The sequence below is a fragment of the Shewanella sp. genome, from assembly GCF_013214165.1.
In the GTDB taxonomy this organism is placed as follows: Bacteria; Pseudomonadota; Gammaproteobacteria; order Enterobacterales; family Shewanellaceae; genus Shewanella.
Map to the genome: position 1 here is coordinate 1 of NZ_JABSSM010000068.1, position 23437 is coordinate 23437.

Here is a 23437-nt window from a genome sequence, read left to right on the forward strand (position 1 = left end):
CGCCTCGCAGAACCTTCTCGAAGCAGATAGTGCACATACCCCGCTGGGAAGCGATAGGTTACCAAGAAGGGTCGACCTTCAAAAAATATCCCAATACTAAATCAGCCAGAAGCTAAATCAGAAAATGTAATCAGCCTTCATTCCAAGGCAGCAATTTCAAGGCAATAAAAAAGCTACCAATATCAACTGGTAGCTTTAATCTATTCTCGAACCTCGAACCTCGAACCTCGAACCTCGAACCTCGAACTTGGATCCTGAAACAAGTTCAGGATGACGAGCTAGTAAAGAGTTAGAACGAAGTTCGCTTATAACGTCGATACTCAGCGGTCCAGAAGTTAGCTTCGATAGACTTCTTGAGCAGCTCATCGGTACAAGGCAGTGCATGACCTTGCTCGATCGCGACCTTGCCCACGGCGAAGGCGATGTGCTTGCTGACACTGTGGATCTCTTCGAGCGATGGCAACAGTGGGCCCTCGCCATTGATGGCCAGTGGTGAGCACTCGGCTAATGCGCGGCTCGATGCCATCAGCATCGCATCGCTGACGCGTTTCGCGCCTGAGGCGAGAACACCTAGGCCGATCCCAGGGAAGATATAGCTGTTATTACACTGGGCTATCTCGAAGGTTTCACCATTGATGACTACCGGCTCGAAGGGACTGCCTGTGGCGACTAGCGCCTGGCCATTGGTCCAATGCAGCACATCTTTGGGGGTGGCTTCGACGCGGCTGGTCGGGTTCGATAGCGGGAAGATGATTGGGCGAGGGCAGTGTGCATGCATCGCCTTGATGATCGCTTCGCTGAATAATCCCGGCGCACCGGATACACCGATAAGCACGGTTGGCTTACCGTTCTTCATCACATCCAGTAGCGAGATGTTGTCGCTGAAATTATCCCAGTCTTTTACATCATTACATTTCTGTGCAAGTTTCTGTTGGAATGGCAATAGGTTAGGCATGTTGCCTTGCAGCATACCCCAGCGATCGACCATAAATACTTGTTGGCGAGCCTGGGTGTCTGAGATCCCTTCCGAGACCATTTGGGCCACTATGGCCTCGGCGATGCCACAACCGGCTGAACCGGCACCTAAGAAGGCGACGCGTTGCTCTTTCAGCTGAGTCTTAGCGGCCTTACAGGCGGCGAGGAGCGAGCCTACCGTCACGGCAGCCGTGCCTTGGATATCATCATTGAAGCAGCAGTACTTATCTTTGTAGCGCTCCAGCAGAGGCATGGCATTCTTCTGGGCAAAATCTTCGAATTGGATCAAGGCATCTGGCCAGCGACGGTGAACCGCTTGCATGAAGGCTTCGATAAAGTCGGTGTATTCTTGACCACCGATGCGCTGATGACGCCAACCCATATACATGGGATCTTCTAGCAGGTGGGGGTTATCTGTACCCACATCTAAGGTGATTGGTAAGGTATATGCTGGGCTGATGCCACCACAACTGGTATATAGCGACAGTTTACCTATTGGGATCCCCATGCCGCCGATCCCCTGATCGCCCAGACCTAAGATGCGCTCGCCGTCGGTGACAACGATGATCTTCACCTTCTGACGAGTCGAGTTGTTGAGAATATCATCGATACGTTCTTTATTCGGATAGGAGATAAACAGGCCGCGGTTACGACGGTAATCCTTGGAGAAACGCTCACAAGCCATACCCACAGTCGGGGTGTAAATGATGGGCATCATCTCGGTAATGTGGTTTTGCAGCAGTCGGTAATAGAGTGTCTCGTTGGTGTCTTGAATGTTTCTCAGATAGATGTGTCTGTCGAGATCATTGGTAAAGTTAGTGTACTGATCATAAGAACGAGACGCTTGCTCTTCGATGGTCTCGATGACATGGGGAAGTAGGCCTTCGAGATTGAAAAAAATGCGCTCTTCATCGGAGAATGCACTGCCCTTGTTGATTAAGGGGGCTTCGAGAATCGCAGGTCCTGCAAAGGGAAGGTAGAGCGGGCGTTTATGATCGTCCATTGGTAACCTTATTTGATAATTCTATTTATGGATGCTGTCAATCTGGCAAGATTATCACGAAACGTGATCTTTGTGCTGTTTAAAACGAAAAAGCACAGCCTGAGCCGTGCTGTAGATAATCACTATTGTGCTCGAAATTAGCTTGCGTTATTTACCACGATACTTGACTGACAGGCCCGCGAGAAAGTTACGTAAAACCTGATCGCCGCACTCTTTAAAGTGCTTATGACCTGGCTTTCTAAACAGGGCGCCGAGTTCAGATTTAGACATGTTGAAATCGGCCAGTGCTAGTGTGCTGATGATGTCGTCTTCACGCATTTCCAGGGCAACTCTTAGCTTCTTGAAGGTAAGGTTGTTGTTGATCTGCGATACCGGCTCTGGGATCTCGGCGCCTTCTCTCAGGCCACGCTTATCTATGATAAGGCCATCAAGGAACTGACACATGGTCTTGTCGTTACAAGGCTGGTAACCTTCCTCTTCCTCTTTCTTTAGCATGTTAAGCAGCAGTTCTTGTGACACTTCCTGATTTACCTTGGCGAAGATTTTGATCATCTTGGCATTTTGGTAATCGAACACGAAGCGTAGACGGCGTAAAATATCGTTGTTAATCATTAGTCTTTATCTTTTTCTGGTTGATTCCGCGGCTGCGGGATCTTGTGGGCACTATTATATCTGAGTTTCTCTGTGAGCCTCGAATTTATTTGTACTGTCCATTTTATCTTTAGTGTCCATGAGCGTTTTCTGTTGAAGATTTTTTTGATAAATAAGCGACTCTCTGATACGCGCTCGTATCTGGTTATGCAGTTCAAATACCCGGTCGAGATCATTCATGTTCAATGAGATATTTTCCAGCATCACCAGATCCAGATTAAACTCGGGGTAATGGAGTGTCATCGACATATACCCAGGCAGATAGCCGGTATGACTGTATTCTGTGATGGTATCTTCGCGATTAATCCTCAGGCCATAACCGTAACTCATATTGGCCCATAAGAATGCTATCTCGGTATGTGAGCGGGTCATCAGCTGGTAACTCTGCGGACTGATGAGCCTACCCGAGTGTAATTGGTGCTGAAATGCGGCAAAGGCCTTAGCCGTGGCAATCATCCCACCGGCGGGGATCAAAGATTCGGTGATCTCAATACCTGTGGGCGCTAATCTGCCTGCCACTTCATCGAGCCCTATGGCGAGAGAGGGGGCGCGTTGACGTATGTTATCTATGGTGCCGACTTCGGCGTACAGGCCCCCGAGTCTGTAGGCTTGCTTAAAGTCGGCTATCTGTTGAGCCAAGGTTTGCTGGTTTACTCGTTCGAGGATCTCGCCTAAGAGAGAGTAACCCAAGTTGGAGTATTGAAACTGGCTGCCAGGCTCGAATAGATTTGGTTTACCTAATTTGTCGACTCCCGATGTGTGACTCAAGAGGTGATGTAATGTGATGCTTTCATTGTATCTATTGGGGGTGATACTGGGTTTGTTTTGGGCTAACTCGGCATCTATGCCGTAAAAGATAGCGGGTGAGCCGACGGCTTGTGATGAGCTGGATTTTTGTGATAACAGCGCTAAATCACGCTTTGCTGTTTGTTTCAGTTCGCTGTCGGCATCGATGATGATTTGGGCGGCAAGAATTGTTTCTGGTTCGGGGAGTGTTTCTTCCTCGGGAGCGGTTTCAAATTTCGCATCGAACTCCTCACCTCGCTCAGAGTCTGTACCTGTATCGAGATTATTATCGGTCTCAAGCATCTCATCTTGGTCTAATATCCTGTTATCGATGAGATAGCTATTGAGGGCGTGATTCAGATCTAGCTTGCCTGCATCCACGGCCTGCAAAATAAGCGTCGCCGTTATCTGTTTAGATAGAGAGGCGATGACGAAGCTGGTATTTTCGCCGATCCCTCTGCCCTTATTAACTGTGAGCACTGGCTTGCCGTCTTTTAATAGGAGGACACTGCCACTGAACGGCTGCAGAGATGTGTCGATAGCCTGTTTTATGGCAACTTCTATTTCTTGTGGTGCGGCCACAGGCTCGGGTCGAGTTTGACTATCCGAGCTATCCGACTGAGGTTTGCCATTTTTAAGCGATGGAAAATCGGCATAACTTGAGTGACTCAGTGTTAGTGCACTTAACACTAAGCAAGTTAATAGGGTGTTTTGTCGGTGCATCCTTGTCCGTAACTGCATTTCATGCTCACTTATTTTGTCACCATCCAGTAGATAAACAGCAGGGCAAAACCAACCAAGTAGGTCATGCCGAACATAGACAGAGATCTCATCTTCCAGCCATAGCGATCTGATTCTGCCAAAGCCGAGCTGGTCATTAACTTATAGTTTAGCCAAGCAAAAATAACTGTGGTCATAAAAGCTAAGATCATCACAAATTCCAAAAGAGGCAGCAGGGCTCCTTTAAAAAACCAGACGATGCCCAAACCAATGGCACTGATCCCCAGCATGACTCCGGTTAGGCCTTTCTCTGTGTCTTGGGTTTGAGTGAGTAAGCGCCAGCCCATATTCAGGGTACGACTGTAGCCGTCGATGACCGTCACTGTGGTACTGAAGATACACAAAAGGGCTACAATGCCGATGAGGTAACGGGATCCGCTGCCCAATACTTGGCTATATAAATCTATGAGTTGGCTGGCAAATTTAGCCCCAGATGCCGAAAACTGCTCGCCGCTACCGTGCATAACCAAAGAGCCCAGAGCGAGAAAGACGATGGCAAGAATTGCTGTTGTTAGGTAACCGAAATTAAAGTCGAAGATGGCTTGCTCTTTGGTTATATGAGCCGTTTTCTTCTTCTCTAACAGCCAGAGTGAGTGCCATGCGCTGACTTCTATAGGGGCGGGCATCCAGCCCATCATGGCGACGAGGAAACCGATATACCCCCATTGCCATGGTGACTGAGAGACAAAATCTTGGCTGATGATCGGCGGCGCATTGAAGGCCAATGCCACGGCAACGAGCGTCGAAATGGTGAGGCACAGCATGATCACCTTAGTGAGTTTATCGAGCAGAGTGTAATGGCCGAAGATAAGTAGGCCCAGGCTAGATAATAAGACAATCAGCGCCAGTAGGTCGATGGAAAGAGGGATGAACTGGGTCAGCATCGCGGCTGTTAGCATGGCGACCCCAGCTGTGCTGGCTACCGCGGCTAGGGTGTTGAGGCCCGTGAATAGCAAGAGATAGCCTCTGCCTTGCTTAAGATAACCGTGAAGTAAACTTTCTCCTGTGGAAGCCGTATAGCGGGATCCTGCGGCGAAGAAAGGATATTTAAGCAGGTTAACCGCTAAGATAACCCAGGCCAGCTGCCAGCCAAACTCAGCCCCAGCACGAGTCGAGGCGACAAGGTGAGAGGCGCCGATAGCAGCGGCCGCCATCAATAAACCAGGCCCTAATGCGCTAAGCAAGTATCTGGCTTTAGACAATGGATTTCGGGTGTTCGGTGAGCGATTTACACTCGTGTCAGTTTGCGGGTCATCTTGTGGTTTATCCATGGCATTCATTTTCAGTACCGGCTCCATCACTCGTTAATTGTTATTTTTATCTTTTATATCGTGGCCGTAGAATATGACACGCCTGATATGAAGATTAAAAGAAGTTTATTAGGCACAAGGCTGACAGTTTATTTTATTAGCTAAAACTTAATTTACCTGGGGAAATGCTATTTAGGCCTATGGTCATCTCTGCTCCTCTAGGACGCCTAGGTAGAGTTTGTAACTCTTTACCTCTAAACAACCGCTTTATTTGACTTTTATAATTTAGGCTTTAGGTTAGTACTTGCACGAGTGATCAGTAGTCTGACTCAAGTTCGTTGTAGTCAAGTGATTGAAAAATAATAATATCAAAGGATGATAACAATGAAGCAAGTAATAACACCTAGCCTGTGTGCGCTGGCTATCACCTCTCTGTTCGCTAATGACCTATATGCGGCAGCTGAAACCGTCGAACGTATCGAAGTGACGGGATCACGTATCAAGCGTACCGATATCGAAGGGCCATCGCCTATTCAATCGATCAGCAAGGAAGACATTGCTAACATGGGGTTCGATAACCTGCAGCAATTACTCGAGCGTATGCCAGCAAACGGTGCGGGGGCATTTTCAACCCGTGGCAACAGCCAAGATTCTACGGCTAATGGTGGCGCGTCCATCAGCCTGCGTGGACTCGGCCCCGATGCCACTCTGGTCTTGATTAACGGCCGCCGCGTTGCCGCCTCGGCCTTTGCCGAGGGCATCACCAACTCGTTCGTCGATATCAATAACATACCTGTCTCTGCTATCGAGCGTATCGATATACTCAAAGACGGTGCCTCGGCTATCTATGGCTCCGATGCCATCGCAGGTGTGGTCAATATCGTGCTTAGGAAAGACATCGAGGGCATAGAAGTCAATCTAGGGTTAGGCAATGCCACCGGCACCGACTATGGCGAGCAAACGGCCAGCATAGTCTGGGGGATAAAGTCAGAGAAGGGCAGTGCGTCGATCATCCTAGATTACTTCAACAATGATACCTTGGCCGCCAGTGAATTAGGCCGTTGGGGCACGGCGGATCAGAGTCCCTATGGCGGTAACGATTATCGCTCATCCCGAGGCTTCCCGGGGTATTTCATTGTCGATGGTGTGCAAACGGTTGATCCTGCCTGTCCTCCCGATCGTAATATTAATGGTGAGGTCTGTGTCTTCGATTACGGCCCCTATAACCTCACCATTCCCCAATCCGAGCGGGTCGGTGCTATTGGCCAGTTCGATTATGATTTTAATGACGACTTGTCTGCCTTCTTAGAATTTTCGGTGCAACATAACACCTCGGAAGCGGGCGGCGCCCCCACGCCTCTGGATGAGAAGGCCGGTCTTACCGTACCTGGCACTCATCCGGATAATCCCTGGGGGCAAGATATTGACATCGGTCGTTATCGTACCGTCGATGCTGGCGCTCGCCGCTGGGATATCGAGTCTGACTCTCTGCGTTTAGTGGTAGGGCTTCGCGGCATGACAGATGATTGGGATTGGGAAGTCTCCGCCCAGAAGGGGCGCAGCAAATCCACCCAGACAGGCGATAGAACCCAGGGCTGGGTCAGAACCGATTATCTGCAAGCGGAGATCGATGCCGGTAATTATAATCCTTTCGGTGGCACCTATAACTCGCAAGATGTTATCGACCGTATCACCACTAGCTTAGTGCGCCAAGGTGTATCTAATCTCACCTCATTTGATGCCAACATCAGCGGCCAGGCATTTACCTTAGCGGGCCGTGACATCATGATGGCGGCGGGCGCGGAATATCGAGAGGAAGATGTCAGCGATGTACCCGATGAGCAGTTTCGCCGAGGCTTAATTTTCGGTACCGAAGCGGTATCGGCCCAGGCTGAACGGGATCAGTATGCGGTCTATGTGGAGTTTTCTATTCCCTTGACCGATAACTTCGAATTACAACTGGCAGGACGTTACGATCATTACAGCGACTTTGGCTCGACCACTAACCCTAAGGTCGCGTTCCAATGGGGAATGACAGAAGATCTTACCGCTCGAGCCTCCTGGTCAACCGGTTTTAGGGCACCTTCCTTAGCTCAGATAGGCTTAGGTCCGTCGGAGGAGAGCAGCTTCTTTATCGATAAATATCGCTGTGAGGCCGACAATCTCGATTGCGGTGCGACTGACTATAACACGGTGTTTTCCGGTAACCCAGATCTGGAAGCCGAGGAGTCTGAGACCTGGAATGTCGGCATGATCTGGGCACCGAGTCAGCATTTCGATCTGGGTTTTGATATTTTTAGCATCGTCCAGGACAATAAAATAGACAAGCTGGAACTGAGTAACATTTACGATGATCATTGTAATGATCAAGATAGCAGTGTCTGTGAACGATTAGCGCCTCCACTCGGTCAGAATTTAGGGCCTATCGATGTGATTCACTCAAGCTTCGTTAACTTGGGTTCTCAGGAAGTACAGGGGATGGATGTTTCAGCCCATTATAAGCTGGAACTGGAGAGTTATGGCGACATTAAGTTTGGTCTGGAGTGGAGTTATATGCATAACTTCGAGAAAGAGATCGATGGTGAGTCCGTCGATTATACCGGTGGCTATGAGTATCCAGAGAACCGTTGGTTGGCGACGACCAACTGGATGAGGGATGATTTTGCCGCCAATGTTAACCTGAGTTATATCGGTGAGTTTGATGATTTCGATAAGACCCGCAGCGTCGAATCTCAGCTGCTGGTGGATATGTCGGGCTCTTATCGCTTCAGCGAGATGTTTAAGTTGAGTGTCGGGGTGAATAACGTGTTTGACGAGGAGCCCCCATTCGCCATAGGTGATGGTGATGCCGATCTTTATGGTTATGCGATGGCGGTGCATAATCCCTTGGGCCGATATATTTATACCAAGCTGACGATGAAATTTTAATCTTTCAAGTTATCTGAACTTGGGTATATTGTTAGGGCTACATCTTATACTGATTGATATTAGGTGTAGCCTTTTTTAGACCTCATCAATGGGAGTGAGAATGATCAAGTTATATGGAGTACCCCGAAGTCGTTCACTACGCGTGTCATGGACCTTAGAAGAGCTGGGCTTGGATTGGCAGTATCACTATATTAACTTTGCCAAAGGCGATAGCCGCAGCCCCGACTTTCTTGCTGTTAATCCTTGCGGCAAGGTTCCCGCATTAGTCGATGATGAGCTCGTGCTGACCGAGTCCGCCGCCATCGTGTTGCACCTAGCCGAGAAATATGGTGACAGAAAGCTGTTACCACAATCTGGCAGCGATGCCTCTGCTTTGCATCATCAGTGGGTGAGTTTTATTATCACCGAGCTTGAGCAGCCGTTGTGGACCATAGGCAAGCATAAATTCGCACTACCCGAGGAACTGAGGCAAGAGAGCATGTTTGCTGTGGCTAAGTGGGAGTTCGATAAGGCGGCAGCCATCGCCGAGAATTGGCTGCCAGAGTCTGATTTCCTGTTAGGCGATGAGTTCAGCGCCGCCGATATTTTACTGGCGCATACCTTAGTCTGGGCGACGCGATTCGAGCAGAGCATTCCGCCTAAATTAGCGGCCTACCGTGACCGGGTCTCCAAGCGACCTGCCATGGCGAAAGCACTAGCGAAAGAGATGGCAGGGGCCGAATAGCTTAGCTTTAAACTGTATTCTTAACTGTATTTTGAATCGTCTCTTGGAAGAGTAGACGTAAAAAAAGCATCTATTCAGATGCTTTTTTAATTTACGTTTTTCGAACCTCGAACCTCGCAACTATATCTGTGTCGCCGCCCATTTTGCTCGGATCTCGCGACTCTCTTTTAAGTCTTCTTTCTCGCGGTAAGCCTTGTAGGCTTCGACGTCGAGTGTCACCAGAGTCACGTCCACTTCAAGCACCAGCTTACACTCTTTCTTGATGCGCCATGCAGATGTGCTATAAAGTTCGGTCAATGGCAGTGAGCCTAAAAACTCAGGATTATACTGGGCGTAGATGGCTTGAGTCGGATAGACGACAAAGCTCAGACGACGCTTAGGCTCTTGCTTGAATAGTGCTTCGATGCCATCACAGGTATTGAGCACTTGCATCTCGATGATCTCATCGATCTCTAACAGCTTCTTCTGTGCCAGTCCCGATACGGGATTATCACCCGCTTCCCAGGCGATGACATCGGCTTCACTGGCTTGGCAGAGCTCGCCTACCTGTGCCGGTGTCAGCCCCAGAGACAGACGCAGGAACTTAATTTCGATGGCATTCAAGCCGGCTTTGTTTGACATTGTTTTTCCATAAATATTGAGAGTCTATACCAAGTCTTATTCACTGTATTCGTGCTCGAAATACTGGTGCTTGGATAGATAAATATGTTCTTAAGTTCCTAGGCCTTAGAGTTGCATTAGGAATTAGGAGCTGAGACTTAACTCTGCAGCCAGACATGTTCGGCCCATTGCCAAAATGAATCCCAAGTTTCACTTTCTAGCTCATCTTCGCTCCAGAGCATGACCTGACCTTCCTGATCGATACAATAGAAGCTATTGCCCTGCTGACATATGGCGACATATTCTCGTGACATGCCGATTGACCAGGCATAGGCGGTCACTTCGGCGAGGTAGGTGTGGGAATATGGGTCGCTGGCGGTTACTGGCTCCAGACTTCCGTAGATAACATCGCTGGCATAGAGTAGGTACTCCTTTAGCTCGGCAGGAAGAGGCATTAAAATCTCCTCTTCGACCACTACAATTTGTTCAAATGTAGCCAGTTCTAAAGGGGTTGGAACGGTTTCACTCAATTCCTGAAGTTGCTCTATGATCTCGTGCATTGTCTCTTCGCTGATTATAAGTTTATGGACTCAAGTATATCTTGTCTGCGCGTGTATTGTTATACCCATCGAGATAAAGCTGTGGTCACTCAGCAAGAATTTACCGCTGCTGAGACAAGGCCATTAATTGCTCCTCGGTAACGCCATAGTGAGTATTGTTTTAGGCGACCGATGCGGTGATCAAGTTTGCTGCATCGATGCGTTTATATTGTAGCCAAGCTTTGTGATATTGCTTGTGGGACACTTGGCGAAGGCGCGTTATCTGAGCCTGCTCAATATCGTTTAACCCCCGTCCTTCACTCATGGCTGTCGTTTCTATGGCTTGTACTCGTTCATAGACCCTATGTTCGGCACCATTTTTGATGTTAGCTATCTCACTTAAATGCAGTTGAACTTCGGCTATCATCTGGGATTTCGGTAGTCTGATGAGCACATTGAGATCCCGGTATCCTGAGTCCTTAGGTGAGGCGAAGCGGTTCTTGACCTTGATGACTTGAGTCTGACCGGTTAAGGCTTCATAGGCAGCGACCAAGTCATGGATATTGTTAGTGACTATACTGGCTCGGGCAAGGTCGGTGAGTAGACTCGCATCACCATGGAGCTTACTACTGACCTTGTCGCTGGCTCTGGAATAACTCTTAATTCCAGGAACTTGTGTTTCAATCTGAGTACCCGTTGAGATCTGCATTAAAATTTGCGCCAATTCATCCTGAGCCGTTTGCGCCTGAGAATAGAGGACGTCGAGATCTGTGCTGGTCTGTCTGGGCGTATGGTATTCGAGACTCGAAATCGATGTGAGTCCAGAGAGGTTTTTACCGATGGCTTGCTTGACGGCATAGCTATCAGTCTTCTCTTTAATACTGGACTGAAACTCGTTTGTGGCAGCAAATCCTGTCCGGGTGGACAAGAGGAGTAGGAAAATAAAGAAGGTGCGGAACAAGCGATTCATACTGTTTATCAACATCAAATTAGCCTCATTACTTGAAAAATTATGAAGTAAAACTAAACGATGCATTCAATCTATGCCTAGTCAGCTTAATCTAGGCTGAACAGGAGATTAAATTTAATTCATGTTCGACACATATTTCAAAATGCATAAAAAAAAGAGCGCCTAAGGCACTCTTTTTAATTGAAAAAATATCAGTCCATTACCAAATTTTCACTCGTTTTTCTGGCGCTATATACATGGCATCGCCTTCTTTTACGTCGAAAGTCGTGTAGAACTGAGGCATGTTAGACAAGGCGCCCAGTGAACGGAACTTAGCCGGTGAATGTGGGTCGGTGGCGACGCGGTTACGCATAGACTCTTCTTTGATCTTAGCACGCCAGATCTGGGTGAAACCGATGAAGAAACGCTCATCACCAGTCAGACCATCGATAACAGGCGCTTCTTTACCATCGAGTGACTTCTTGTACGCCCTATAGGCGATGGTCACACCGGAAAGATCGCCGATGTTTTCACCTAGAGTGAGCTCACCGTTGACATTAAGGTCGTCAAACACTGAGTAATCATCATATTGGGCGACGAGTGCTTTACCGCGAGTGGCAAACTCAGAGAGATCTTGTTCTGTCCACCAGTCACGCATATTGCCTTCGCCGTCAAATTTAGCGCCTTGATCGTCGAAGCCATGGCCCATCTCGTGACCAATAACCGCACCAATGCCACCATAGTTAACCGCGTCATCGGCTTGCATGTTGAAGAAAGGCGGTTGCAGGATGGCTGCTGGGAATACAATCTCGTTCATGGTTGGGTTGTAGTAGGCATTCACTGTCTGTGGCGTCATGTGCCATTCCCACTTGCGGATAGGACCGGCAAGTTTCTCAAGCTCTTTGTCGTGACTGAGTTCATTGGCGCGAATGTTATTACCGATAAGGTCGTCGGCCTCGATAGTCAGCTTTGAATAGTCTTCCCATCTGTCTGGGTAACCAATCTTAGGATCAAATTTTGCCAGCTTGTCTTTAGCTTCGACCTTAGTTCCGGCACTCATCCATTCTAAGTTGTCGATACTGGTGCCATAGGCGCCACGTAGGTTCTCAACCATAACTTGCATACGCTCTTTCGCTGCTGGAGCAAAGTGACGCTTAACGTAAACTTTACCTACTACTTCACCTAACACGCTGTTGACTGTGCTCACGCCACGCTTCCAGCGAGGCTGTTGCTCTGCTTGGCCATTGAGTGTCTTAGAGAAGAACTCGAAGTTTTCATTATCTAGCTTGTCTGTCATTTCACCGGCGAAGTGAGTCAGTAATTGCCACTTCATGTAGGTTTGCCAGGTCGACAGCTCATTGGCTTTAAGAACATCATTGAAGCCTTCGATGAAGCTTGGCTGATTGATGATGATATCTTTTTGATCTTGGACGCCTAAAGTGGTGAAGTAAGCAGTCCAATCTATATCGGGTGCGAGTTTAGTTAGGTCTTTAATCTGGTAAAGGTTATAGGTCTTAGTGCTGTCCCGGGTCTCGACAACGTCCCAATGTCTGTTAGCTATGGCGGTTTCCAGCGCTAACACTTGCTCAGCACTGGTTTTAGGCGCTTTAAAGCCTGCAATGGTGAACATCTTTTCTATGTGCTCGACATAGGCTTTACGAATATTAACGAAGCGTTCGCCATCGTTGAAGTAGTAATCTTTCTCTGGCAGGCTGAGACCATATTGCCAGATATGTGTGGCGTAGCGGCTCGAGTTTTTGGCATCGACATCGATGTAGAAACCAAATGGTGTACCGCCACCTATGATCTGACTGTGGGCGAAGTAGCTGACCAGATCTGACTTAGTCTTAAGGGCGTCAATTTTATCCAGCTCGGCTTGAATTGGTGTCGTGCCGAGTTGGTTTATTGTGTCTGTGTCCATAAATGAGCGATATAGGTCGGCAACTTTTTGCTCATCGCTGCCGGCTACAAGATTAGGCGTTGCGGCGACTTCTTCGATGATGGCTTTAACATCGTCACGAGACCTTTCTCGAAGATCATAAAAAGCACCTGTGCTGGTTCTATCACTTGGGATCTCGGTCGTTTTGAGCCAAGTACCGTTAACGTAACCGTAGAAGTCATCTTGAGGACGAATTGACTTATCGAAGTTAGCGAAGTCGATTCCTGATGTTAAAGCTTTCTCTACCGCTATTGCCGTTTCTGTCTTACTGGTTTCGGGGGCTTTAACTTCTGCTTCCTTATTATTGCATGCCGCCAGGCCTACAATCAGTGAGGCACATAGGCCTCCAACGAGTACTTTCTTCATTACGCTTCCTTTATCTGCTGGTTGCCCATCTTTGGGTCATTGTTGTTATGTCCAATGCCACTGCTTTAATGATTCGGCAACTGGATTTTTGATATGTAAGTATATGCAAACCTTACATTATGCCACACATGTTAAGGCCATGAGCTAGGTGTAAACAAGCGTTGAGGGGGATTTACGTGTATTTCTATTGATTTAGTGATGTAACTAAAGGTTTCCTCGGCGATGATTTTTGGCGGTGTCAGGCTATAAGGCTTTGATTATCCTTGTAGGATTTCCAGCGACTAGGGTCTTGGCCTGAACATCTTTGGTCACGACTGACCCCGCACCGATAACGGCTTCATCCCCAACAGTGATGCCGGGAAGTATGATTGCGCCACCGCCAATCCAGACGTGCTTGCCTTTGGTTATGGCCTTGGCATCTCATAGCCGACGTAAAACGGTAGGACTATATTGGCATCGGGTGACTTGTGCGGTAGCAGGTTTGCATCATACTGACTCAGACAAGTTAGAGCGAAGTGGACATCGATGCCAAGCAAAACTTTGCCCTTTGTGAGCTTGGGCCTCATAATGTCGCCAATTGTGTACTCAAAGCTGAGAACTATTGTGCGTTTAGACAAATTTATCTGTGAATCGACTGAGCTCACTCGCTCATTTGCAAAGAAGGCCTTACACCGTGGTGATGTGACTTGTGATGGTGAAGTGGTTAAAAATTCAGGTTTTAAAGTAAAAGTTGGGCAGACTATCTGTTTAGATGGGAAGGTTATCTCTGTTGTTGGCCCCAGGTTTTTGATGTTGAATAAACCCGCGGATACCATCTGTGCCACATTCGATGAGGTACACCCAACGGTCATCGACCTGCTCGATATCGAGAAAGCCGATACTCTGCATATTGCCGGCAGATTAGATATCGATACCACAGGGCTAGTGCTTATCACAACCGATGGCCAGTGGTCGCATAAGATCACCTCGCCAAAGAAAGATTGCGGTAAGTGTTATCTGGTGACATTAACCGATGAACTCGACGCTTCATTAGTGGAGACATTCGCTCAAGGTGTTGAGCTGAGAAATGAAGATGGACTGACCAAGCCTGCTGTGCTGGAGATTATCGATACTCACACTGCACGCTTAACCATCACCGAAGGTAAATATCATCAGGTGAAGCGTATGTTTGCCGCCGTAGGCAACAAGGTTGTGGGTCTGCATAGAGAAAGCGTCGGTAAGATAGTGCTAGACGATGACTTGGCACCCGGCGAGTGGCGTTTCCTGACCGATGAAGAAGTGGCTTCGGTCTAGTCCTTTCTGGTCTGGGATTAATTAACTGACATTTGTCGGCGAGTATCAGTCTATTGCGATAAGTGTTACAGATAGTAAAAGGCCTTCGATGAAGGCCTTTTAGCTGCTTTAAGGGAGATTGTTTATGTCTTCGCTGACACTCTCTAAGTTAGCGACAGGTTCGAGTGACGACAAAGACTGCACCATATCGCCCACTAAGTTGGATAAGTTGTAGCTCGCTGACATTTCCTCGGCATATAAACTTAGCTTGTTTGGCTCTGTGATGATACTTGCTATATTGCGCTAGTTATCCGACTGTAACTGGGAATAGACCAGTTGAGCCCCGACCAGATCGGCCAGTGCCGTACCCACTGTCTTAAATAGTGTTATTTCTTGCTCGTTTTTTCTACCGGACAGCTGATTTTTACAGAGTTGTGCGAGCTCCCCCACGACAGAATCAATACTATAAACACCTTCAGCGACTGGGATAAGCAGTTCACCAGCTTCCGCAAAAACATTAATTTTTGAATCTACATATACCGATGACTTTAAGATGAGCTCGGTATCGCACTCGCGCTTACCATGATTATGATTACCCACGAAATCGGTATGAGTGCCAGCTTGCACCCAGTCACCGTTAAATAGTGGCGTGGGTGTGCTTTTTCCGTGCAGGCCGATGAAGTTAAGTCGTGGGGGAAGTCACTGCAACAAGGGGTGAGTCTGTTTAAGTTATAGATACAAAAAAACCTCGCCAGGCGAGGTTTTTTGTTTTAGTCGCCATGAGCGCCTAAGTAAAATATGGTGCCCGAACCCGGAATCGAACCAGGGACACGAGGATTTTCAATCCTCTGCTCTACCGACTGAGCTATTCGGGCAACGGGCGCCATTAGAATGCTTTTGAGGATTTGAGTCAACTACTTTCGCTATTTTCTTGGTTTTAATGGAACGTTTGCATATCTTTTGTGCTATATCACGGCGATGACCGTTTATGGGGAGGAACTTGGCTAGGGACGACTCTTATTGGGTTTACCCTTTCTTCCTTGAAACACCCTGGTGCTAGATACCAAGTGGCAGATAAAAAAAACTCCCGACTTACCTTGTAAGTGGGAGTCTAATACTCAGATATCTGAAGTTTACTGACGCCTTCGCAGCTATTTATCGGTCCGATTTAGTTGAGTAATTCGCATTCATCACAGCTAGCGCGTTCTCTTGCAGCTTTTCTTGCCCAAGCTCAGCGTAGGCATCGGCCATGATCTCTAATGCGTGTTTTGTTGACGGGCTGCCTGGATAGGTTTCCATCACATACTGGGCTCTGATAGCAGCAGCACTCCAGGCGTTCATTTTCATGTAATACTCGGCAACATTAATTGAGTATTTAGCCAGTCTGTTCTTAAGATGTTGCATACGTTGTGCTGCATCGTAAGCATATTTACTGTTTGGGTAAGATTTGATCAGGCGATCGAAATCTTTAAATGCATCCTGAGCAACTTTTGGGTCTCGATCGGTTCTATCTATATTGAGCATATCGTGGAACATGTAGCTATCGGACTGCATATTAACCAGTCCACGCATATAATAGACATAATCTATATCTTTATGTGTGGGGTTGAGTCTGATAAAACGATCGATATTTGCGATTCCCGAAGCAGGGTCATCTAGTTTATAATAGGCGTAAATGAGATCTAATTGCACCTGGGTCTTATGTGGCCCAAATGGGTAGCGTGAGTCTAATGCTTCAAGAGAACGCACTGCTTTACTGAAATTACCAAGCTCCATAGAGGTTCTCGCTTGGGAGTACAGTACATCAGGTGAACTCTTGTTAGCCTTAAGTTCTTCATCTGGGCTACTACTACAAGCCGTAATGGCTATTGAAAATAGGGCTAATACAGCACCTTTAGCAAATTTATGCATACTTAATTTCGATTCTTTTAAAGTTGTAGTTAAGATTTTTTCCATTTCGATATAAAATGAAACAATTCGATTGTAACAGATCGCTCACATTTTTTGGACCCCGAAAAGCGGGTACGGTTCCTATGACACAAGAGATTAATCTAAAAAGCGAGATAACAGCAACACAAACCGGTCAAAGATTAGATCAAACTTTGGCTGAGTTGTTCCCTGATTACTCACGTACGCGCATCAAAGAGTGGATCTTAGATGGTTCAGTGACTATTGATGGTAATGTTTCAAATAAGCCGAGAGAGAAAGTGCTCGAAGGCCAGGAAATTGAAGTTGGCGCGACCTTAGTTGAAGAAACGACAGCTAAAGCCCAAGCAATCGATTTAAATATTGTTTATGAAGATGAGCATATTTTAGTCATCAACAAGCAGGCTGGCCTCGTGGTTCATCCTGGTGCTGGTAACAGTGATGGCACGCTGCTGAATGCGCTACTTCACCATTGTCCAGGCATCGAGCTAGTTCCTCGTGCCGGTATTGTGCATCGTCTGGATAAAGATACGACTGGGCTCATGGTTGTCGCTAAGACTGTCGAGGCACAGACACACCTTGTCTCGGCGTTGCAGGCCCGCGAGATCACTCGAGAATATGAAGCCATAGTGATGGGATCACTAATTTCTGGTGGCACAGTCGATGAACCTATCGATCGTCATCCGACTAAGCGTACCCATATGGCTGTGGTGTATTCGGGCAAGCCTGCGATGACTCACTTTCGTGTCGCTGAGAAGTTCAGAGCCCATACGCGTTTAAGATTGCGTTTGGAATCAGGAAGGACTCACCAGATCCGTGTGCATATGGCTCATCTTGGCCATACCTTAGTGGGTGACCCTGTTTACGGTGGACGTCCAAGGCCACCTAAAGGCGTGACTCCTGAGTTTTTTGACATTTATATGGGCTTTAAGCGTCAGGCGCTACATGCGATCAGGCTCGAACTGGCTCACCCATATACCTGTGAAATCATGAGCTGGCAGGCTCCGGTTCCTGAGGATATGGTGATCTTAACTAAAGCGTTAAGAAAAGATACTGAAGACAATCCGTCTTCAATCTTATAAGTAGACGGGCTTAGTAGGTGACCACAAGCTGGCATATTCCACAAGGCGTCAAGATTGCTTTCTCAACCCGCCATGGTGGGGTGAGTAAAGCTCCCTATGGGAGTCTGAATTTAGGACTACACGTGGGTGACGCACAACAAGATGTGCTGGCAAATCGAGCGCTCATCAGTGAACGCTTGATATTGCCTTCTTCCCCGTTTTGGCTAGAGCAAGTCCATGGCACTAAAGTTGTCGAGGCCGATAACCAGAGGCGAGTCTGCGGCGATGGCAGCTACACCAGGCAGAGACAACAAGTCTGTGTCGTCATGACTGCTGATTGCCTACCTGTGCTTATTTGTGATAGACAAGGCAAGCAAGTCGCCGCGATTCACGCAGGTTGGCGTGGGTTGTGTGACGGGGTCATCGAGGCCACGTTGGAGACGTTTACCGCACTGCATTCAGATCTTATTGCTTATTTGGGGCCAGCTATTGGCCCGGAGGCATTTGAGGTCGGAGAGGATGTGAGGCAGGCGTTTATGTTATTACACCATGAAACGTCTGCCTTTTTTACGTTAACTGAGTCCGATGGAAAGTATTTAGCCGATCTTCAGGGGCTGGCAAAATATCGACTCCAGTTAGCTGGTGTGCGTCAGGTATACCAGACTCATGCTTGTACCTATAACAATGAAGCAGATTACTTCTCCTATCGCCGAGACGGTATCACAGGGCGCATGGCGTCATTCATCTGGCTGACTTAAACTGGCTAATTATCGATTTAGTGACCAGTCTTACAGTTTAAAGCTTGAAAAATAGCAATAAACCCCCACCTTTTAACGATATAAAGTAAATCTTAATTTTAGTTATTATTTTGGAGGCCGTATGCGACTAGATCGTATGACCAATAAATTCCAAACAGCAATTTCCGATGCTCAATCTCTGGCATTGGGGCGCGATCATCAGTTTATTGAACCCATTCATCTGATGATGGCCCTGCTTAATCAAGATAATGGTTCGATTCATCCCTTGCTTACTCAGGCCGGTATTGAGGTTAGCTCACTGCGTTCTATGATAAGCCAAGAGTTAGACCGTTTGCCTCAGGTTGAGGGAACTGGCGGTGATATTCAGTTATCACAGGCACTCATACGTCTGCTCAATTTCTGTGACAAGCTCTCCCAGAAGCGCAAAGATAAGTTTATCTCCAGCGAGTTATTCATTCTGGCAGCACTGCAAGGCAATGATCCGCTGGCCCAGAGCCTGAAGAAGGCAGGTGCCACTAAAGATTTGATGGAACAAACCATCAAACAGCTCAGAGCGGGAAAACCCGTCGACGATGCTAATGCCGAAGATCAACGTCAAGCGCTTAAAAAGTTTACCGTCGATCTGACTGAGCGCGCCGAGCAAGGCAAGCTTGACCCTGTAATTGGCCGAGATGATGAGATCCGTCGTACGATTCAGGTATTACAGCGTCGCAGTAAAAATAACCCAGTCTTGATTGGCGAGCCTGGTGTGGGTAAAACTGCGATTGTCGAGGGCTTGGCGCAAAGAATCGTTAACGGCGAAGTGCCTGAAGGTATCAAGAATAAGCGTGTGCTCTCTTTAGATATGGGGTCATTAATAGCAGGGGCTAAGTATCGTGGCGAATTCGAAGAACGCTTGAAAGCCGTTCTCAATGAACTCTCTCAAGAAGAGGGGCAAGTTATCCTCTTTATCGATGAATTGCATACCATGGTCGGTGCCGGTAAAGGTGATGGCGCCATGGATGCGGGAAATATGCTCAAACCTGCCCTTGCGAGGGGTGATCTTCATTGTGTCGGGGCGACAACGCTCGATGAATACCGCAAATACATAGAAAAAGATGCCGCGTTAGAACGACGTTTCCAGAAGGTGTTGGTTGAAGAGCCCAACGTCGAAGATACGATAGCCATCTTACGTGGACTCAAGGAGCGCTACGAGTTACATCACCATGTTGAGATCACCGACCCAGCAATCGTCGCCGCTGCAAGCATGTCAAATCGATATGTCTCTGATCGTAAGTTACCCGATAAAGCCATCGATCTTATCGATGAAGCGGCATCGAGCATCAGAATTCAGATCGACTCTAAACCAGAAGTGCTGGATAAGTTAGAGCGCAGAAGCATCCAGCTTAAGATAGAGGAGCAAGCACTCGCTAAAGAAACTGATGAGGCTAGCATTCGCCGTTTATATTCACTGCGAAAAGAATTGCAAGATGTCGATGTTAAAGCCGCAGAGCTTAACGAAATATGGCGTACAGAAAAAGCAGCACTGGCAGGTACTCAACATATTAAGGCGGATTTAGAGCAGGCGAGGCTTAATCTGGATGTGGCAAGACGTGCCAGTGACTTGACTCGTATGTCTGAGTTGCAATATGGCCGTATTCCGGCGCTAGAAAAGCAACTGGATCTAGCGGCGCAAGCAGAGATGCAAGACATGACCTTACTGAGAAACAAGGTGACCGAGGTTGAGATCGCTGAGGTGCTATCGAGGGCTACGGGGATCCCAGTCGCTAAGATGTTGGAAGGGGAAAAAGAGAAACTGCTACAAATGGAAAAGGCGCTACACGAAAGGGTGATTGGCCAGAATGAAGCGGTAGATGCGGTGTCAAACGCGATACGGCGCAGCAGAGCCGGCCTTGCCGATCCAGATTGCCCTATTGGATCATTTCTGTTTTTGGGGCCTACAGGAGTCGGTAAGACCGAGCTGTGTAAGTCATTGGCTAGGTTCTTATTCGATACTGAAGCGGCCATGGTGCGTCTCGATATGTCGGAGTTTATGGAGAAACACTCGGTAGCACGTTTACTCGGTGCGCCTCCCGGTTATGTAGGTTATGAAGAGGGCGGTTATCTAACAGAAGCGATAAGAAGAAAGCCCTATTCGGTTATTCTCCTCGACGAAATTGAAAAAGCCCATCCAGATGTGTTTAACATTCTGTTACAGGTGCTAGACGATGGCAGGTTGACCGATGGCCAGGGCCGAACTGTCGACTTTAGAAACACGGTTATCATCATGACATCAAATCTTGGCTCTGACATCATTCAGGACAGATGTGGGTCTTTGCCTTACAGTGAGATGAAGGCCGAGGTGATGAATGTCGTGGTCCAAAATTTTAGACCCGAATTCTTAAATAGAATCGATGAGACTGTGGTCTTTCATCCTTTGGATGAGCAGCACATAGCATATATTGCCAAGATTCAAATAAAATCCTTACAACAGAGGCTGGCAGAAAAAGGTTATGAACTCATAATTAGTGAAAATGCGTTAGCCTTTATTGCCAAGGCTGGATTCGATCCTGCCTATGGAGCCAGGCCTTTGAAAAGGGCATTGCAGCAGGAAGTAGAGAATCCATTGGCCCAACGGATCTTAAGCGGTAGCTTAGTGCCGGGTAAGCCCATTAAACTCGAGTGTTCGGGTAATGAGCTGACCTTCCTGCAATAATGGGTCATTTAGGGGGGCAGGCTGGTTTGTATACTTGTCAGCCTGATTCTCTAGTGTTTTATTTTTTATGGGTCTAAACCCAGTTTTCTAGCTAAATACTCGCAAGATTACTTTATGTGTTGTGCTGATTAGCCTCTATCTAATAGTTATTTACAGAATAACTCGATCCTCTGTTGCTGCATCTTGAGCTTTTCCTGACGCAGCTCCTCTGTCACAGCTACAACTTCACCTGTTTGTTGATCTTTACTGTTTAGCTTGGTGTGGGTCATCAAAATATCAAGATTGTATTTCGCGTTGTTACAGATTTCTTTAGCTTGTTCTTTATCATGTTCATTAATAACTACTGCATCTTGTTGGGCTTGGCTTAACGCTTTTTCTTTTTTACGAGCCGTCGGAGCAAGAGTCCCTATGGCTTTCGGCTCAATATCCTCACTGTTTAGTTTTGTCGATTTAGACTGATCGATGACATTTTCTGGGATCTGCTGACTGTAGTGAGTCACTCCATGTTCATCTACCCACTTATATATGACGGTGGCCGAAACAGATGTAATAAATAGTAAAGGTAGAACGAGAACTAAAAATCTTGGGGGCATAATGATTTCCAATCAAAATTAAGATGGTCTTGTCCATAGCGTATCATGAGCTTAAGTGAATAATTGCTTAAAGGATAAAGTGTAGGATAGTCAAAGTATGGTATATTTTTTATACAATATATTCATCTTTGAATGATATGCATAACTTTGATAAAAATTCGGTAAAGCGTAAAGGTATCTATCTGTTACCCAACCTGTTTACGACGGCAGGCTTGTTTTCTGGCTTTTATGCGGTTATCGCATCTATGAATGGCTTATATGAGTCAGCTGCAATAGCTGTGTTTGTCGCCATGCTATTTGATGGGCTCGATGGCCGCGTAGCAAGAATGACTAATACCCAGAGTCAATTCGGAGCCGAATACGATAGCATGGCTGACATGGTGTCATTCGGCGTAGCTCCTGCTTTGATCGCCTACAATTGGGGGTTGGCTGAACTTGGAAAGTTAGGTTGGCTTGCGGCCTTTATTTATTGTGCCGGTGCAGCGCTGCGTTTGGCTCGCTTTAACACACAAGTCGGGGTTGCCGATAAACGTTATTTTCAAGGATTAGCTAGCCCCGCAGCGGCTGCGGTGATCGCTGCAAGCATTTGGCTTGGAAGTCAAAATGCAATCGATGGTCATAATGTGAGTTGGCTTGTGGCTCTGATCACCATCATGTTGGGCTTACTCATGGTGAGTAACTTCAGATATTTATCATTTAAAAATATCGACTGGCGTAGTCGAGTTAACTTCCTTGTCATCTTATCTCTCGTAGGTATATTTGTTTTTGTGTCTCTACAGCCTGCACTAATACTCTGTTTAATTTTTTACCTTTATGCGCTATCGGGTCCTGTGATAACTATCTATGGTATACGAAAACTGAAAATACCGCCCAATGCCAGTGTATATAAAGAAGACCCAGACGTAGAAAGGGACAGCCAAAACATCAAACAGGTTAATAAGGATAAAACAAAGGACTAAAACCTGATGTTTGAATCATATGAAAACATCAAGTATAGAGTGTGGCTCATTGAAAGCCTCCAATAACAGTACTGAGGGAGATGTGGCTTTATGATAAAAGATATTTATAGAAACATGCATGAAAGCTAAAAGTTTCATGCAGACTCTTAAAAGAGTGCCAGACTTAGCCCCCTTGTTAGGAGCTTTAGAGTAAAAAACTTCCTTCTGATAGGGGGGATGTGGGTTTTATGGGCTCTTTGGTTGATAAGCGCTCGCTTGTTGGTTTTTTTTAAAATAAGCCCTTGCGCTCACCTCTAAACTCCCTATAATGCGCATCCACTGACACGGCAAACCAGTCTTGTTAAACCAAGCTGAAACGCAGTCAGGGCAACAAGTAAGCTTGTTTTTTCTTCGTTTTAAGCGATTGAAATTAAATTTTTAAAAGCCCTTGACGCCAACCACGAGGAGTGTAGAATACGCCTCCTCAAGCCAACGACCTAGCGTCTAACGGCGGTGCTACCAAGCACCAGCTCTTTAACAATACGAAACAAGAAATCTGTGTGGACACTCACAGGTATTGAGTTATTCGAAATTGCCTTCTGTTCTTCGGAATGTCGGCAATCAAAATATTACTCAATGAATGAGTGTTCATAGATTCGAACCTAGTTCGAATCAATATGTAAATTTCGAAAGTGCTCTCTAGC

17 protein-coding genes, 1 tRNA gene and 2 pseudogenes are annotated in these 23437 nt (G+C 47.0%); 7 read left to right on the top strand and 13 right to left on the bottom strand.

Translation table 11 applies throughout. The features are described 5' to 3' along the window. Positions 1–289 precede the first annotated feature (289 nt). The 4 genes from HRU42_RS16345 to HRU42_RS16360 all read right to left on the bottom strand — a co-directional run bounded on the left by HRU42_RS16345 (position 290) and on the right by HRU42_RS16360 (position 5466). Complete coding sequence (locus tag HRU42_RS16345) at positions 290–1978, bottom strand: NAD-dependent malic enzyme (protein WP_295032535.1); 1689 nt, start codon at positions 1976–1978, stop codon at positions 290–292. Between the two features lie 147 nt (positions 1979–2125). Continuing rightward, entirely contained in the window at positions 2126–2590 is a 465-nt protein-coding gene (locus HRU42_RS16350) for a DUF1456 family protein (RefSeq protein WP_295032536.1), read from the bottom strand. A gap of 54 nt (positions 2591–2644) precedes the next feature. Then, positions 2645–4138 (bottom strand): serine hydrolase, encoded by a 1494-nt coding sequence (locus tag HRU42_RS16355; RefSeq protein ID WP_295032538.1) that lies wholly within the window; start codon positions 4136–4138, stop codon positions 2645–2647. 29 nt (positions 4139–4167) lie between these two features. Then, the gene (locus HRU42_RS16360) at positions 4168–5466 is read right to left on the bottom strand and encodes an NRAMP family divalent metal transporter (protein ID WP_295032540.1); all 1299 of its coding nucleotides are present in this window, start codon (positions 5464–5466) and stop codon (positions 4168–4170) included. A 363-nt stretch (positions 5467–5829) separates the two neighbouring features. On the opposite strand from HRU42_RS16360, the gene HRU42_RS16365 reads away from it, so the two are divergent. Then, the gene (locus tag HRU42_RS16365) at positions 5830–8373 is read left to right on the top strand and encodes a TonB-dependent receptor (protein WP_295032542.1); all 2544 of its coding nucleotides are present in this window, start codon (positions 5830–5832) and stop codon (positions 8371–8373) included. 100 nt (positions 8374–8473) lie between these two features. Next, entirely contained in the window at positions 8474–9097 is a 624-nt protein-coding gene (locus tag HRU42_RS16370) for a glutathione S-transferase family protein (protein ID WP_295032544.1), read from the top strand. A gap of 120 nt (positions 9098–9217) precedes the next feature. Here HRU42_RS16370 and HRU42_RS16375 read toward each other — a convergent pair whose 3' ends face one another. The 5 genes and pseudogenes from HRU42_RS16375 to HRU42_RS16395 form a co-directional block, all read right to left on the bottom strand. Further along, on the bottom strand, positions 9218–9718 hold the full coding sequence (locus tag HRU42_RS16375) for a DUF4447 family protein (RefSeq protein WP_295032545.1): 501 nt from the start codon (positions 9716–9718) through the stop codon (positions 9218–9220). Between the two features lie 137 nt (positions 9719–9855). Then, the gene (locus HRU42_RS16380) at positions 9856–10257 is read right to left on the bottom strand and encodes an SMI1/KNR4 family protein (RefSeq protein ID WP_005498794.1); all 402 of its coding nucleotides are present in this window, start codon (positions 10255–10257) and stop codon (positions 9856–9858) included. 160 nt (positions 10258–10417) lie between these two features. Next, a complete protein-coding gene (locus HRU42_RS16385; RefSeq protein WP_295032561.1) occupies positions 10418–11206 on the bottom strand; it encodes a RelA/SpoT domain-containing protein in 789 nt (262 codons plus the stop codon). 199 nt (positions 11207–11405) lie between these two features. After that, positions 11406–13490 carry a M13-type metalloendopeptidase gene (locus HRU42_RS16390; RefSeq protein ID WP_295032547.1) on the bottom strand — a complete coding sequence of 695 codons (2085 nt, stop codon included), beginning with the start codon at positions 13488–13490 and terminating at the stop codon, positions 11406–11408. 243 nt (positions 13491–13733) lie between these two features. Then, positions 13734–13889 (bottom strand): annotated as a pseudogene (locus tag HRU42_RS16395) (DapH/DapD/GlmU-related protein); the annotation flags it as partial. A gap of 168 nt (positions 13890–14057) precedes the next feature. Here HRU42_RS16395 and rsuA point away from each other — a divergent pair. Then, positions 14058–14783 carry a 16S rRNA pseudouridine(516) synthase RsuA gene (gene rsuA / locus HRU42_RS16400; protein ID WP_295032548.1) on the top strand — a complete coding sequence of 242 codons (726 nt, stop codon included), beginning with the start codon at positions 14058–14060 and terminating at the stop codon, positions 14781–14783. A gap of 282 nt (positions 14784–15065) precedes the next feature. On the opposite strand, the pseudogene HRU42_RS16405 reads toward rsuA, so the two are convergent. The 3 genes and pseudogenes from HRU42_RS16405 to HRU42_RS16415 form a co-directional block, all read right to left on the bottom strand. Next, positions 15066–15419, bottom strand: a pseudogene (locus HRU42_RS16405) (ornithine cyclodeaminase family protein); the annotation flags it as partial. 142 nt (positions 15420–15561) lie between these two features. Continuing rightward, positions 15562–15637: transfer RNA gene (locus HRU42_RS16410), tRNA-Phe, on the bottom strand. A 280-nt stretch (positions 15638–15917) separates the two neighbouring features. Continuing rightward, positions 15918–16673 (bottom strand): outer membrane protein assembly factor BamD, encoded by a 756-nt coding sequence (locus tag HRU42_RS16415; RefSeq protein WP_295032550.1) that lies wholly within the window; start codon positions 16671–16673, stop codon positions 15918–15920. Between the two features lie 122 nt (positions 16674–16795). Between HRU42_RS16415 and rluD the strand changes: the two genes are divergently transcribed. From rluD to clpB, 3 genes are all read left to right on the top strand, one after another. Then, positions 16796–17770, top strand: coding sequence for a 23S rRNA pseudouridine(1911/1915/1917) synthase RluD (gene rluD / locus HRU42_RS16420; protein ID WP_295032552.1), 975 nt, complete (start codon positions 16796–16798; stop codon positions 17768–17770). 17 nt (positions 17771–17787) lie between these two features. Next, positions 17788–18507 carry a peptidoglycan editing factor PgeF gene (gene pgeF / locus HRU42_RS16425; protein WP_295032554.1) on the top strand — a complete coding sequence of 240 codons (720 nt, stop codon included), beginning with the start codon at positions 17788–17790 and terminating at the stop codon, positions 18505–18507. Between the two features lie 121 nt (positions 18508–18628). Continuing rightward, complete coding sequence (gene clpB, locus HRU42_RS16430; protein ID WP_295032556.1) at positions 18629–21202, top strand: ATP-dependent chaperone ClpB; 2574 nt, start codon at positions 18629–18631, stop codon at positions 21200–21202. A 146-nt stretch (positions 21203–21348) separates the two neighbouring features. On the opposite strand, the gene HRU42_RS16435 is transcribed toward clpB, so the two are convergent. Next, positions 21349–21795: a DUF4124 domain-containing protein gene (locus HRU42_RS16435; protein ID WP_295032558.1), complete on the bottom strand. Its 447-nt coding sequence runs from the start codon at positions 21793–21795 to the stop codon at positions 21349–21351. Positions 21796–21932: 137 nt separating this feature from the next. Between HRU42_RS16435 and pssA the strand changes: the two genes are divergently transcribed. Continuing rightward, the gene (gene pssA / locus HRU42_RS16440; RefSeq protein ID WP_295032559.1) at positions 21933–22754 is read left to right on the top strand and encodes a CDP-diacylglycerol--serine O-phosphatidyltransferase; all 822 of its coding nucleotides are present in this window, start codon (positions 21933–21935) and stop codon (positions 22752–22754) included. Positions 22755–23437: the final 683 nt, after the last annotated feature.

What these genes read in the sequence shown, in the direction of transcription:
- HRU42_RS16350 (WP_295032536.1), bottom strand. Translation starts at nt 2,590, where the DNA reads ATGATTAACAACGATATTTTACGCCGTCTACGCTTCGTGTTCGATTAC.
- HRU42_RS16380 (WP_005498794.1), bottom strand. Translation starts at nt 10,257, where the DNA reads ATGCACGAGATCATAGAGCAACTTCAGGAATTGAGTGAAACCGTTCCA.
- HRU42_RS16385 (WP_295032561.1), bottom strand. Translation starts at nt 11,206, where the DNA reads ATGAATCGCTTGTTCCGCACCTTCTTTATTTTCCTACTCCTCTTGTCC.
- clpB (WP_295032556.1), top strand. Translation starts at nt 18,629, where the DNA reads ATGCGACTAGATCGTATGACCAATAAATTCCAAACAGCAATTTCCGAT.
- HRU42_RS16375 (WP_295032545.1), bottom strand. Translation starts at nt 9,718, where the DNA reads ATGTCAAACAAAGCCGGCTTGAATGCCATCGAAATTAAGTTCCTGCGT.
- HRU42_RS16415 (WP_295032550.1), bottom strand. Translation starts at nt 16,673, where the DNA reads ATGCATAAATTTGCTAAAGGTGCTGTATTAGCCCTATTTTCAATAGCC.
- HRU42_RS16370 (WP_295032544.1), top strand. Translation starts at nt 8,474, where the DNA reads ATGATCAAGTTATATGGAGTACCCCGAAGTCGTTCACTACGCGTGTCA.
- HRU42_RS16390 (WP_295032547.1), bottom strand. Translation starts at nt 13,490, where the DNA reads ATGAAGAAAGTACTCGTTGGAGGCCTATGTGCCTCACTGATTGTAGGC.
- HRU42_RS16435 (WP_295032558.1), bottom strand. Translation starts at nt 21,795, where the DNA reads ATGCCCCCAAGATTTTTAGTTCTCGTTCTACCTTTACTATTTATTACA.
- rsuA (WP_295032548.1), top strand. Translation starts at nt 14,058, where the DNA reads ATGTCGCCAATTGTGTACTCAAAGCTGAGAACTATTGTGCGTTTAGAC.
- HRU42_RS16365 (WP_295032542.1), top strand. Translation starts at nt 5,830, where the DNA reads ATGAAGCAAGTAATAACACCTAGCCTGTGTGCGCTGGCTATCACCTCT.
- HRU42_RS16360 (WP_295032540.1), bottom strand. Translation starts at nt 5,466, where the DNA reads ATGGATAAACCACAAGATGACCCGCAAACTGACACGAGTGTAAATCGC.
- HRU42_RS16355 (WP_295032538.1), bottom strand. Translation starts at nt 4,138, where the DNA reads ATGCACCGACAAAACACCCTATTAACTTGCTTAGTGTTAAGTGCACTA.
- pssA (WP_295032559.1), top strand. Translation starts at nt 21,933, where the DNA reads ATGCATAACTTTGATAAAAATTCGGTAAAGCGTAAAGGTATCTATCTG.
- HRU42_RS16345 (WP_295032535.1), bottom strand. Translation starts at nt 1,978, where the DNA reads ATGGACGATCATAAACGCCCGCTCTACCTTCCCTTTGCAGGACCTGCG.
- rluD (WP_295032552.1), top strand. Translation starts at nt 16,796, where the DNA reads ATGACACAAGAGATTAATCTAAAAAGCGAGATAACAGCAACACAAACC.